This is a genomic window from Ensifer sp. 38_S197 (genome assembly GCF_056924495.1).
The window spans coordinates 2,186,183-2,198,466 of the sequence record NZ_JBXOVZ010000002.1 but is presented as its reverse complement, the minus strand read 5'-3'; the positions used below and the strand labels follow the sequence as shown (position 1 = coordinate 2,198,466).

Genomic DNA, 12,284 nt, shown 5'->3' with positions numbered 1-12,284 from the left:
GGTTACTCCGCCGCTTCCAGAACCGCGCCATGCGACGAGGCATTGCGCGTGTATTCGTCGATGCGCTTTTCCATTTCCGGGCGGAAATGCTTGATCAGGCCCTGGATCGGCCAGGCGGCTGCGTCGCCGAGCGCGCAGATCGTGTGGCCTTCGACCTGCTTGGTGACGTCGAACAGCATGTCGATCTCGCGCTTCTGGGCGCGGCCCTGCACCATGCGTTCCATCACGCGCATCATCCAGCCCGTGCCTTCGCGGCACGGCGTGCACTGACCGCAGCTCTCGTGCTTGTAGAAGGCCGAGAGGCGCCAGATCGCCTTGATGATGTCGGTCGACTTGTCCATGACGATGACGGCAGCGGTGCCGAGACCGGAGCCGAGCTCGCGCAGGCCGTCATAGTCCATGATCGCGTCCTTCATCTGCGCGCCGGGCACGCAGGGGACGGACGAGCCACCGGGGATGACGGCGAGCAGGTTGTCCCAGCCGCCGCGAATGCCGCCACAGTGCTTTTCGATCAGTTCATGGAACGGGATCGACATCGCGTCTTCGACCGTGCACGGGCGGTTGACGTGACCGGAAACCGAATAGAGCTTGGTGCCGTGGTTGTTCGGACGACCGAAGCTCGTGTACCAGCCGGCGCCGCGGCGCAGGATGGTCGGCGTGACCGCGATCGACTCGACGTTGTTGACGGTCGTCGGGCAGCCATAGAGGCCCATGTTGGCCGGGAACGGCGGCTTCAGGCGCGGCTGGCCCTTCTTGCCTTCGAGGCTTTCGAGCAGCGCGGTTTCTTCGCCGCAGATATAGGCACCGGCACCATGGTGCACGTAGATGTCGATGTCGTAGCCGAGCTTGTTGTTCTTGCCGAGCAGGCCGTAGGCGTAGCATTCGTCGATCGCCGCCTGCAGCGCCTCGCGCTCGCGGATGAACTCGCCGCGGACGTAGATATAGGCGACATGTGCACCCATGGCGAAGCTGGCGATGACGCAGCCTTCGATCAGGGTGTGCGGGTCGTGACGCATGATGTCACGGTCCTTGCAGGTGCCGGGCTCGGACTCGTCGGCATTGACGACGAGATAGTGCGGACGGCCATCGCTTTCCTTCGGCATGAAGGACCACTTGAGGCCGGTCGGGAAGCCGGCGCCGCCACGGCCGCGCAGGCCGGAGGCCTTCACTTCGTTGACGATCCAGTCACGGCCCTTTTCCAGCAACTGCTTGGTGCCGTCCCAATGGCCGCGCGCCATGGCGCCCTTCAGGGACTTGTCCTTGAGGCCGTAGATATTGGTAAAGATGCGGTCTTCATCTCTGAGCATAATTCACCTCTTTACCGCGGCTTCTTGCCGAAGACCTTGATGTATTCGGCTTCGCCGCCCTTGGCGAGCGCCTTGGCCTGCTTGACCCAGTCGTCGCGTTCGATGCGGCCCTTGAAATTCAGGTATCCATCGACCCACTCGCGCTCCGCCTTCTTCCACGAAGCAACTTGCGCGTAGGTGTAGATGCCCAGCTCGTTCAGCGTGCCCTCGATCTTCGGACCGACGCCGGAGATCAGCTTGAGGTCGTCGACGGCCGCCGGCTTTTCGATGCCTGCCGGGCGGTTCTTGTCCTCGAGCGAAGGCTTGCCCGCAGCGGCGGCAGGCTTGGCCGGCTTCGACTTGTCGACGGTGTCACCTTCGACCTTGGCGTTGGCAGCGGCTTCCGCCTTCGCCGTCGCCGGCGTCTTCAAGGACGCATTGGTCTCGCTGGCAGCGGTCTTCGCACGGGCGGCATTCGACGGCGGCACGGAAACGGCCGGCCCGTCGCTGACCTTCTTGGCGACGCTGGTCGCAGCCTTCGCCGGAGCCGGGTCAGCCATCATCAGCGTCGTCAGGCCGCCTTCCGGCGCGGAATAGATGCGGTCGATCTGCGGGCCGGGGGTAACTTCGGCACCCTTGCCTGCCTCGAAACGGTCGATGATCTGCTCAAGCTTCTCGGGTGTCAGGTCTTCGAAAGTATCCTTGAAGATCATGACCATCGGCGCGTTGACGCAGGCGCCCTGACATTCGACCTCTTCCCAGGAGAGCGTGCCGCTCTCGTTGAGGGTGAAGGGGTCATGGGCGATCTTGCTCTTGCAGACCTTGATCAGGTCCTCGGCGCCACGCAGCATGCACGGCGTCGTGCCGCAAACCTGGACGTGCGCACGCGTGCCGACCGGCTTAAGCTGGAACTGGGTGTAGAAGGTCGCAACTTCGAGCACGCGGATATAGGCCATGCCAAGCATGTCGGCGATCGACTCGATGGCCGCCTTCGTCACCCAGCCGTCCTGATCTTGAGCGCGCATCAAAAGCGGGATGACGGCGGACTGCTCACGACCCTTGGGGTATTTCTTGATCGTTTCCTTCGCCCAGGCGGCGTTCTCCTTGCTGAAGGCAAAGCTCGCTGGCTGGACGGTGTCTTCGGCTAGTCGACGAACGGACATTCTAGTGGACACCTTATCAGTTAATCGAACCGCACCGCGATTTCGTCACCGAGACGAATTCGCAGGCATAGGCTGACTGGTCTTTCTGCAAAAATACGATGTAGCGCGTGCCATTGGCGACCGCGGCCTTGATCTCGTAGCCCTTGGCGACGAGGTCGGCCATCGAGCCCCCGCGCATGCCACCCGACGTCGCACCGCTGTCGACCGACTCCTGCGCAGGAGCGGCCGATGCGAAAGCAAGAAGAGCAAGCGCGGCCAGGGGCACGAGACGCATCAGCGGTCTACCTCACCGAACACGATATCGAGGGAGCCCAGCACGGCCGAAACGTCGGCAAGCTGGTGTCCTCGACAGAGGAAATCCATCGCCTGGAGATGTGCGTAACCCGGCGCGCGGATCTTGCAGCGATAGGGCTTGTTGGTGCCGTCGGAGACGAGATAGACGCCGAACTCGCCCTTCGGCGCTTCGACGGCAGCGTAAACTTCGCCGGCCGGCACGTGATAGCCTTCGGTGTAGAGCTTGAAGTGGTGGATCAGCGCTTCCATCGAACGTTTCATCTCGCCGCGCTTCGGCGGAACGATCTTGCCGTCGAGCGACGAAACCGGACCGACCTTGGCATCGCCGAGCAGGCGATCGACGCACTGGCGCATGATGCGCGCCGACTGGCGCATCTCGATCATGCGGATCAGGTAGCGGTCGAAGCAGTCGCCGTTCTTGCCGATCGGGATATCGAATTCGAGATCCGAGTAGCACTCATAGGGTTGCGAGCGGCGCAGGTCCCAGGCAGCGCCCGAGCCGCGCACCATCACGCCCGAGAAGCCCCAGGCCCAGGCGTCATCGAGCTTGACGACGCCAATGTCGACGTTGCGCTGCTTGAAGATACGGTTGCCGGTGAGCAGCTCATCGATGTCGTCGACGGTCTTCAGGAACGGATCGATCCATTTGCCGATGTCTTCGACCAGCTCGTGCGGCAGGTCCTGGTGGACGCCGCCCGGACGGAAATAGGCCGAGTGCATGCGCGCGCCACAGGCACGCTCATAGAACACCATCAGCTTTTCGCGCTCTTCGAAGCCCCAGAGCGGCGGCGTCAACGCGCCGACGTCCATGGCCTGCGTGGTGACGTTCAGGAGGTGCGAGAGGATGCGGCCGATTTCCGAATAGAGGACGCGGATGAGCTGACCGCGGATCGGGACTTCCGTGCCCGTCAGCTTTTCGACCGCAAGCGCGAAAGCGTGCTCCTGGTTCATCGGCGCCACGTAGTCGAGGCGGTCGAAATAGGGCACGGCCTGCAGATAGGTCTTGGTCTCGATCAGCTTCTCGGTGCCGCGATGCAGAAGGCCGATATGCGGATCGACGCGTTCGACGATTTCGCCATCAAGCTCGAGCACCAGACGAAGAACGCCGTGCGCCGCCGGATGCTGCGGACCAAAGTTGATGTTGAAGTTGCGGACGTTGTGTTCGGTCATACCGATTGCTCCAGGCCGGACGGCAGCCGCTTGGCGGCTACCGCGGGCCACTTAGTCTCACCGTGCTTTCGCTTTCTCGTCGCCAGGCAGCACGTAGTCCGTGCCTTCCCAGGGAGAGAGGAAGTCGAAGTTGCGGAATTCCTGCTTCAGCTCGACGGGCTCGTAGACGACACGCTTGGCTTCGTCGTCATAGCGCACCTCGACAAAACCGGTGACCGGAAAGTCCTTGCGCAGCGGATGTCCTTCGAAACCGTAGTCCGTCAGGATGCGGCGCAGGTCCGGATGGCCGGTGAACAGGATGCCGTACATGTCGTAGGCTTCGCGCTCGAACCAATCGGCGCCCGGATAGACCGGCGTCGCCGATGGAACCGGCTCGTTCTCGCCGGTCGAAACCTTGACGCGCACGCGCAGGTTCTGGCGCGGCGACAGCAGGTGATAGACGACATCGAAGCGATCCGGCCGCTGCGGCCAGTCGACGCCGCAGACATCGACGAAGTTGACGAAGGCGCATTGCACGTCATCGCGCAGGAAAGTGAGCAGCGCGATGAGGTTTGCCGCCGTTGTCGTCAGCGTCAGTTCGCCATAGGCCAGCGATGCGTCGGAGATCAGCGCACCGCGCGTTTCACGCAGGTAGGACGCAAGCTCGTTCAGGGCTTCACTCATATCAAAGACCCCCTGCCCTTAGCGCTCGATCGTGCCGGTCCGGCGGATCTTCTTCTGCAGCAGCAGCACGCCGTAAAGCAGCGCTTCTGCCGTGGGAGGACAGCCTGGCACGTAGATGTCGACGGGAACGACGCGGTCGCAGCCGCGAACAACCGAATAGGAATAGTGATAGTAGCCGCCGCCGTTGGCGCAGGAGCCCATCGAGATGACGTAACGCGGCTCCGGCATCTGGTCATAGACCTTGCGGAGCGCAGGCGCCATCTTGTTGGTCAACGTGCCGGCGACGATCATGACGTCGGACTGGCGCGGCGAGGCGCGCGGCGCAAAACCGAAACGCTCGGCATCGTAGCGCGGCATCGACATCTGCATCATCTCGACCGCACAGCAGGCGAGACCGAACGTCATCCACATCAGCGAGCCGGTACGGGCCCAGTTGATGAGCTCGTCCGTCGAAGTAACGAGAAAACCCTTGTCGGCGAGCTCGTTGTTGATCTCGCCGAAGAATGCGTCATTGCTGCCAATCGGCTTGCCGGTGGCGGGATCGATGATCCCCTTCGGCTTGGGCGCAACGAGCGCGGTGCCGGATGATGCTAGTTCCATTCCAGCGCTCCCTTCTTCCATTCATAAACAAAGCCGATCGTCAGCACGGCGAGGAAGACCATCATCGACCAGAAGCCGAACCAGCCCAGATCATGGAACGAAACCGCCCAGGGGAAGAGGAAGGCGACTTCGAGGTCGAAGATGATGAAGAGGATCGACACGAGATAGAAGCGGATGTCGAACTTCATGCGGGCGTCATCGAACGCATTGAAGCCGCACTCATAGGCCGACAGCTTTTCCGAATCAGGAGCCTTGAAGGCGACGGCGAAGGGAGCAATCAGAAGCGCCAGGCCGATCACCAATGCGATTCCAATGAAAATCGCGATCGGAACGTAGGAACCGAGAAGTTCAGTCATTGTTATCCGTCCCTGCCTGCGGGAGGGCGCATGGGAGAGCACCAAAACAACAGATCTCGCAGGCCGAAAAATATGTTGCAACGCCAGAGTGGTTAGCGCAGCCCGCGCCTGCGCGCAAGCCTTCAAGGGTCATTTAAACCGGTTCACGGCACAGGATCGAATGGGTGGGCGCGACAAAGCTCGGAATCACGGGTCATCGCCGACTTTACCGTAAACAGCGGCAATGCGAGACAGATTGCCGCAGCGCACAAATCCAGCCGCACAACGCAGAAACAGGAAAATCCAGAAGAGGAAAGTGGCGCGAGTGACGGGGCTCGAACCCGCGACCTCCGGCGTGACAGGCCGGCACTCTAACCGACTGAGCTACACCCGCGCATGATGACCGTGAACGATCATTATTACCACCATTGGCCATTCATGAGAATGCCTAGGCAGGACCAGATCAAGAGTGGCGCGAGTGACGGGGCTCGAACCCGCGACCTCCGGCGTGACAGGCCGGCACTCTAACCGACTGAGCTACACCCGCATCATCTTGACTTGGCTGGAGCGTTTCCGCCCCGGCACCGAGCGGGCTTGCCCGTTCGATGAGCGGCTAACTAAGCGGTTCGCATTTGGGTGTCAAGCGTGTTTGAAGACAAATCCATGACGGAACGAAAAATGATCCACAGGCCAGGGTGACGGCAAACTTCTGGAAGCCGGATCGCATGCACGACGCAGCCACAGGTCACTCCGGCCGCCGCTTCTATCCCGTCCGATGGTGCCTAACGGCGAATCTTTGTCTCTCGCCCTCCCCCGCCGCGCGGGACGGCCAAGAACCCGCTTTCCTGTCCACAAGCACGAACCCCGGCAATTCAGGGCGTTGCGCGACCCGCAACAAAAAAAATCATAAAAACGATACAAATGCTCTTGCGGTTTTTTTCGGTTACGCCTAGATCACGGCCACCGACGCGGCGGACTGATCCGGTCCGGATGCGGAAGGGCGATTAGCTCAGTTGGTAGAGCGCCTCGTTTACACCGAGGATGTCGGGAGTTCGAGTCTCTCATCGCCCACCATTATTCTCCACGAAGATCGACATCCATACATTTGCGGCATCGCTGCGTATTCGTGCGCCGCTCGCGCCTGCCTTCATAATCTCTTCGAGATGGGCGATGCGCTTTGAGCGGGCGGGAATCAGGGCCTCGACAATCACGATCGAAGCAACCTGTCGACACGACCGCCAATTTTCCCCGGATACGCAGTCCCGCGCGGCGCGCTTACGCGCCGCGATACTGCTCGTCGGTCACATGCTCCAGCCAATCCACAGCCTTGCCGTCGAGCGCTTCCTGAATCGCCAGGTGCACCATTGCGGTCTCGGGCGCGGCTCCATGCCAGTGCTTTTCGCCCGGTGGGAACCAGACGACATCGCCCACGCGAATCTCGCGCACCGGGCCGCCCCAGGTCTGCGCCAGGCCGCGGCCCGCGGTCACGATCAGGGTCTGGCCGAGCGGATGGGTGTGCCAGGCGGTGCGGCCCCCCGGCTCGAAGGTTACGCTGACCGCGCGGACCCGCGCCGGATCCGCGGCCTCGATGACCGGGTCCTGCCGCACTGTGCCGGTGAAATACTCCGCCGGGGCGCGCATCGAAGGTCTCGATCCACCGGGTATGATCTCCATCTCTCGTTCCTCCGGGTTTTCGTTTGCGGCACTTCCGTTCAGCGAAAGTGTGTCACGCCGAACAGGCATCGCCTTTCCGCGACCCTATCATAACCTGTGGATTGTCACAGTCGGGCAGGCAGTACGGGCGAGCTCGCAAAGATGTTCGTGGTGCGTCAGATAGATCACCTGGCCCACGCGCGCCATGTCAGCCATCTGCTCGAAGGCACGGCCGGCGCGGCCGTCGTCGAAGGTCTCCATGATGTCGTCGGCGATGAAGGGCAGCGATTCGCGTGCTGCCGCGATTTCGTGATAGCCGGCGATTCTGAGCGCCAGATAGAGTTGGAATCGGGTGCCTTTGGAGAGATCCTTAGCAAGTTTCGATCCGCCGCCGGCGGCGTTGGCGATCAGGAACTCCTGCCCCCTGTCGGATTGCGCCGACAGGCCGGAATATTCTCCGCCGCTGATGCGGCTGAAGGTTTCGGAAGCCCGCCGCATCATCGCGCTGCGGTGCCGCTCGCGGAAAAGCCGAAGCGCCGTTTCCGCCGCGATGACGCCTGCCCGGAGCCGCAGGTAAGCGAGCGCCCTGCTCTCAATCTCAAGCAGCAGCGTTCGCCGCTTCTGATCGAGTTCGGCCACCGTATCCCCGCCTTCGACATCGGCGAGCGCCTTCTCCTTGCCGCGCATATCCGTGTGCGATTCGCTGACGTCGCGGTCGCTGTCTTCGAGCGCCGCGTCGAGCCGCGCCAGCTCCAGCCGGACTGCGGCGTCATCGAACTCAGCGAGCAACGCCTCGGCCTCTTCGCACTTGGCAACGCCAAGTCGGGATGCGAGGTCCGCTTCCAGTTCGGCGATTCGCTGACGCAGGCGCTCCTGCTCGCGCGCGTTTTCAAACTGCTGCGCGGCTTCCTCGAGTGTATCGCACGCGAAGAATTCAGTAACGAGGCGCCGGCGCGCGCCATGAATCTCGCGTGCGCCACAGATTTCGCGCCGCTCTTCCTCCAGTCGGGCCAGTTCCGACAGAAAGGTCGCCCGGCGATCGGCAATCCGCTGCGCCTCGGCGGCACGCGCCTTGAGCATCGTAAACGTTGCGAACGTATCGTCTGTCGCGGATGCGCCGGCAAGGTCGGCGATATCGCGCTCGAAAGCTGCCTGATCCTTGCGCATGCCGATGACGCGATATTCGAGATCGACCTTGCGCTGTGCAAGCTTGTCCAGGTCCTGCAGGATAGCGAGCATCGCGCCAATCTGCTCCGGCACGAGCTGTTCGCTGCGTTCGGCAAGCCAGCTCTTGGCGAGAAGCGCATTCCACTGCTCCTGCCAGGTGGCCATCTCGGCCTCGGCAAGGTCAAGGGCCGCGCGGCGGCCGTCAAGAACCGTTGCGCCGCGCTTCACCGCCTCGCGGGCCGCGTTGCGGGCGGCGGCCGCCGCTTGCGCCTGCGATACGACCCGCTCGGCGATCAGCAGGAGATCGTCGAGCCGCTCCGGCAACCCCTCTCGTATGCCGATGCCGGCGAGCTCGCCGCTGATCGCGCGAATCGCTGCGGCTTCCTCGGCATGCGCGCGCTCAAATTCCAGGCGCGCCACACGCAATTGCGCGCGAATCTCGAGCACCGAAATCCGAACGGCAAGCCAGGCCTCCAGTTGCGGCAAACTCGTGACGCTGGGTAAGCCGCACGACGTAGCGATGGCCGCGAGAACCTGCGCCTGGGCCTTCCCTTCCTCGCTGCATCGCTGCTGCTGTTCGCGGAGCGCCGCGAGCCGGGCGCGTCGCTCGGCGAGTGAAAGGGACAAGCCGCGCATCTCGGCGAGCCGCGCCGTTTCGGCGAGGCGCAGCGCGGTAACCTCGTCATCCCTGCCCATCGCCTCTTCGAAAACGACGGCCGTTTCGTGGACGAGCCGGTCCTTGTGCCGTTTCCAGGCCTCATCACGATGGCGACGCAGCGCCGCGGCCGAAACATCGTCCAGAGTGCCCCCGACGGCAGACAGCGCGTCCAGCCGCGCCTCCTCGCCCGCAAGCAGTTCCTGCTCGCCGGCGATGCGATCGGACAGGCGCGCTTGCCGTTCCTCCAATGTGGCGGCCGCCTTGCGCCAGGCCTCAAGCGCTCCCGGCGCGGGAACGCTAAGCGCCAGCAGATCGTCGGAGTTTCCGGCAAAAGGTTGCAGCAGCAACAGCTTGTCGGCAAGTTCCGCCTCCAGCCGATCCAGCGACTGTGCGGCTGCCTGTTTCCGCAGCAGACAGTCGCTGCGACGCAGCAGCGTTAGCCGCCCGGAAAGACCCGAGGCATCGGCCGGTCCCCCTTCTCCATCGATCCGCGCCAGTTCACACTCAGCGACCCGATTTTCCTCGGCGGCGGCCTGCGCTTCGTGCCGAGCGGACGTGCACCGTTCGGCCAGGGCAGAATGCCGGCGCGCGAGATCCTGAAGCCGCGCACCAACCCCTGCCGGCAGCAGCAGCTCGGCAGGGTCGCGGTCCGCCGGCTCGCCGAGCCGCAGCAGGCAGCCGGCGATCTCCGTAGATGTCCCCGCCAGTTCTTCCAATCGCGATGGCATGTCGCGCGCGGCCGTAACATAGCGCGCATCGAGCGCTGTCTCCTGCAGCGCCGTCAGCCGTTCGGCCAGGCACAGCCCTTCCTTGTCGAGTGGTAATTGTTCCAGCGCATCGCGACGATGCTTCATCTCGCTTTCGTTCTGCCGGAGCCTGACCTCGATCTCCGCTTCCTGGCGGCGAAGCGCCGGCAGTTCGGTTGCCCATTCGGCCGGCGGAACCGGCAACACCGGCGCGCTCGCCAGCTCCATGCGAAGCGCGCGCAGCCGGCCAAAATTCGGCATTGCCTCGATCTCAGTCTTCAATCTAGCCCGCGCGACCCGAAGCTCGGCGCGGCGTGTGATCGCCTCCTCGTGACGGTCGCGTGCTTGCGCCAGCGTCTTGCGCAGCGCCGCATATTCGCGTGCATTGATATCGAGGGCGTTTCGTTCCGTCCTCAAAGCATCAAGCTGCGCCTTCAGCTCGGCAAGCTGATGCTTACGCGCCTGTGGCCGATAGAAGACGTCCGCTTGGCCACGCAAGGCCGCAAGGATCGCCGTGCTATCCGGCAGACCCGAGCTTGCGGAAAACAATAGCGATCCAAGCTCGCCCTCGCTTTTCAGGATCGCCTCGCCGCCCTTCTCGATGCTCTCGTCATCGAGCGAAAACATCGTCTGATAGGTGTCGCGGTCGATTGCGCCCAGCGCTCCGGAGAAAAGATTGTCGGGCAGCGGCTGATCATCAGCACCAACCAGCGAGTTCGTCTTGCGTTTGACCCGGAACACACGGTGAGTCCGGTCGGCCGCCGTGAGCGCGCCACCGACGCGCATCGTGGGATAGGGATGCAGGAACCCATAGGGGCTTGAGTGCTCTATCCCGAAGAGCAGATCGAGGAAGCCGGAAAAAAGGGTCGATTTGCCCGCTTCGTTCGGTCCGTAGACGATGTGCAGGTCGGGCACATCGGCCGTGTTCTCACCGAAGTCGAGGCGGCGATCGGTGAATTTGCCATAGCGGACGAGATCAAGCGCACGTAGCCGCATCAGTGGCTGCCCTCGCCGGCACTGCCGCCATGAAGATGGGCAAGCACCTCCATACCTCCCGATGCGCTGGCCTCGAAAGCGAGCCGTTCGATCGCATCTTCGTCAGGCGCCAAAGCTTGGCGCAGCTCCGGCGGCAGCTGTTGCAGCAAATCTTCCACGGCCGCCCGGACCTCCTGGCGAAAGCCGTGGGCGGGCAGAACGTCGGCCTCGACGAGAGCCGCCAGCTCATCGACCGGGTCCAGCATTGCACCCCTTTTTTCCGCGAGCGGACTGCGGCAGGCGAGTTCCAGCTTCTCGATCCAGCAACCGACGATGCCGGCCGCGATGTTGTCGATCTCGGCGCGCAACAGGTCCGTGTCACGGCGAAGGCGCCAAGCCAGCGGCGTCGCCCCCGTCAGCGTTACGCGCAGGATCACGTTTTCCGCCGCCGTATCCACAGTGACGCGCGTAAGCGCCTGCCTGACCGCATCGAGCACATCGCGCCACTCGGAGAGGCCGGTGATATCGACCGGCAGGCGCTCGAAACTGGCGATGCCGAGCGGCATCTTGGCAATCTCGGTCCGTCCGTCGTCATCGATCGCCACCAGCGTCACGCTTTTCACGCCGGCCTCGTTGATGTCGCGGCCCTGCGGTATGCCGGGCATGACGACGAAGCGGCCTGTTGCATGGATCTGGCGTTGGTGGATATGGCCGAGCGCCCAGTAGTCGAAACCATGCGCCACGAGGTCGGCTGCACTGCAGGGCGCATAGGGATCATGGCCAGCGGCGCCGGCAAGGCTGGTATGCAGCATGCCGATGTTGACTGCGCCCGGCATCGGCGGCTGAAAGGCCGGCAGCAGGCTTTCCGGCGCGTGCGGACTGGCGAAACTTACCCCGTGCACGTAGACGTCGCGCCCGCTTGCCAGGGTCTTGGCGAGAACGGCCTTTGCCTTGCCTTTGAACACATGTGCCGAGGGCGGCAGCGTAAGCTCGTTGGTGACCTGCGACTGGGCGTCGTGGTTGCCGCGGATGATGAACGTCCGGATCCCCGCCTCATCCAGCCGGCGCAACTCCCGTCCGAGAAACAGCGCCGTGTTCATCGACGTCTGGCTACCGTCATAGAGATCGCCCGCGATCAGCAGCGCATCGACCTGCTCGGCGATGCAGAGATCGACGATCTTGGCGAAGGCGCGTCGGGAGGCGCTACGCACGATCTCCGCGAGGTCGGCGTTCCTGAGGGCGAGGCTGCGGAGGGGCGAATCGAGATGAAGATCTGCGGTATGGACGAAGCGGAAGGGCATGGCCGACCATGGCCCGGCAGGCCGGTGCCCGTCAATCAGCGGCGTCCCTTCATCCACGTGGCAGATTGGCCGGTTACAGACGAGCACATTTCAGGCCAGGCAAGTAAAGCCAAGACTAATACAGAAGATCCCCGTGAAGATTGGCGAAAACAAACGATCAACAGCACTGTCCGAGTACCTGCAAATATCAGATTATACTCACTTTAATCGATTAGGGTTTTTGTAACATCTTGTTCGCTAGGTTTCCGCCGGCTGCGCTCAAAGCGCGTCCAG

At 63.1% G+C, this 12,284-nt stretch carries 10 protein-coding genes and 3 tRNA genes; 1 reads left to right on the top strand and 12 read right to left on the bottom strand.

What is annotated here, in order from left to right; genetic code table 11:
• Nucleotides 1-2: 2 nt before the first annotated feature.
• The 9 genes from nuoF to AC1Z3V_RS23685 form a co-directional block, all read right to left on the bottom strand.
• Complete coding sequence (gene nuoF / locus AC1Z3V_RS23725; protein ID WP_483502081.1) at nucleotides 3-1,307, bottom strand: NADH-quinone oxidoreductase subunit NuoF; 1,305 nt, start codon at nucleotides 1,305-1,307, stop codon at nucleotides 3-5.
• A gap of 11 nt (nucleotides 1,308-1,318) precedes the next feature.
• The gene (locus AC1Z3V_RS23720; RefSeq protein WP_483502079.1) at nucleotides 1,319-2,449 is read right to left on the bottom strand and encodes an NADH-quinone oxidoreductase subunit E; all 1,131 of its coding nucleotides are present in this window, start codon (nucleotides 2,447-2,449) and stop codon (nucleotides 1,319-1,321) included.
• Between the two features lie 16 nt (nucleotides 2,450-2,465).
• Entirely contained in the window at nucleotides 2,466-2,723 is a 258-nt protein-coding gene (locus AC1Z3V_RS23715) for a hypothetical protein (RefSeq protein WP_429808733.1), read from the bottom strand.
• Nucleotides 2,723-3,913, bottom strand: a complete 1,191-nt coding sequence (locus AC1Z3V_RS23710; RefSeq protein ID WP_173516176.1) for an NADH-quinone oxidoreductase subunit D — start codon at nucleotides 3,911-3,913, stop codon at nucleotides 2,723-2,725. Before AC1Z3V_RS23710 ends, AC1Z3V_RS23715 begins: the two co-directional genes overlap by 1 nt.
• Before the next feature lie 57 nt (nucleotides 3,914-3,970).
• On the bottom strand, nucleotides 3,971-4,576 hold the full coding sequence (locus tag AC1Z3V_RS23705; protein WP_429808730.1) for an NADH-quinone oxidoreductase subunit C: 606 nt from the start codon (nucleotides 4,574-4,576) through the stop codon (nucleotides 3,971-3,973).
• 18 nt (nucleotides 4,577-4,594) lie between these two features.
• Nucleotides 4,595-5,176, bottom strand: a complete 582-nt coding sequence (locus AC1Z3V_RS23700) for a NuoB/complex I 20 kDa subunit family protein (RefSeq protein WP_429808727.1) — start codon at nucleotides 5,174-5,176, stop codon at nucleotides 4,595-4,597.
• Nucleotides 5,167-5,532, bottom strand: a complete 366-nt coding sequence (locus tag AC1Z3V_RS23695; RefSeq protein ID WP_429808724.1) for an NADH-quinone oxidoreductase subunit A — start codon at nucleotides 5,530-5,532, stop codon at nucleotides 5,167-5,169. Before AC1Z3V_RS23695 ends, AC1Z3V_RS23700 begins: the two co-directional genes overlap by 10 nt.
• A gap of 296 nt (nucleotides 5,533-5,828) precedes the next feature.
• A tRNA-Asp gene (locus tag AC1Z3V_RS23690) sits at nucleotides 5,829-5,905 on the bottom strand.
• 76 nt (nucleotides 5,906-5,981) lie between these two features.
• A tRNA-Asp gene (locus AC1Z3V_RS23685) sits at nucleotides 5,982-6,058 on the bottom strand.
• A gap of 451 nt (nucleotides 6,059-6,509) precedes the next feature.
• Between AC1Z3V_RS23685 and AC1Z3V_RS23680 the strand changes: the two genes are divergently transcribed.
• Nucleotides 6,510-6,585, top strand: a tRNA-Val gene (locus AC1Z3V_RS23680).
• A 201-nt stretch (nucleotides 6,586-6,786) separates the two neighbouring features.
• Here AC1Z3V_RS23680 and AC1Z3V_RS23675 read toward each other — a convergent pair.
• From AC1Z3V_RS23675 to AC1Z3V_RS23665, 3 genes are all read right to left on the bottom strand, one after another.
• Complete coding sequence (locus tag AC1Z3V_RS23675; RefSeq protein WP_483504138.1) at nucleotides 6,787-7,185, bottom strand: (R)-mandelonitrile lyase; 399 nt, start codon at nucleotides 7,183-7,185, stop codon at nucleotides 6,787-6,789.
• 87 nt (nucleotides 7,186-7,272) lie between these two features.
• Nucleotides 7,273-10,731 (bottom strand): AAA family ATPase, encoded by a 3,459-nt coding sequence (locus AC1Z3V_RS23670; protein ID WP_483502076.1) that lies wholly within the window; start codon nucleotides 10,729-10,731, stop codon nucleotides 7,273-7,275.
• Entirely contained in the window at nucleotides 10,731-12,011 is a 1,281-nt protein-coding gene (locus AC1Z3V_RS23665) for a metallophosphoesterase family protein (RefSeq protein WP_483504137.1), read from the bottom strand. The genes AC1Z3V_RS23670 and AC1Z3V_RS23665 overlap by 1 nt, the downstream gene beginning before the upstream one ends.
• Between the last annotated feature and the right edge of the window lie 273 nt (nucleotides 12,012-12,284).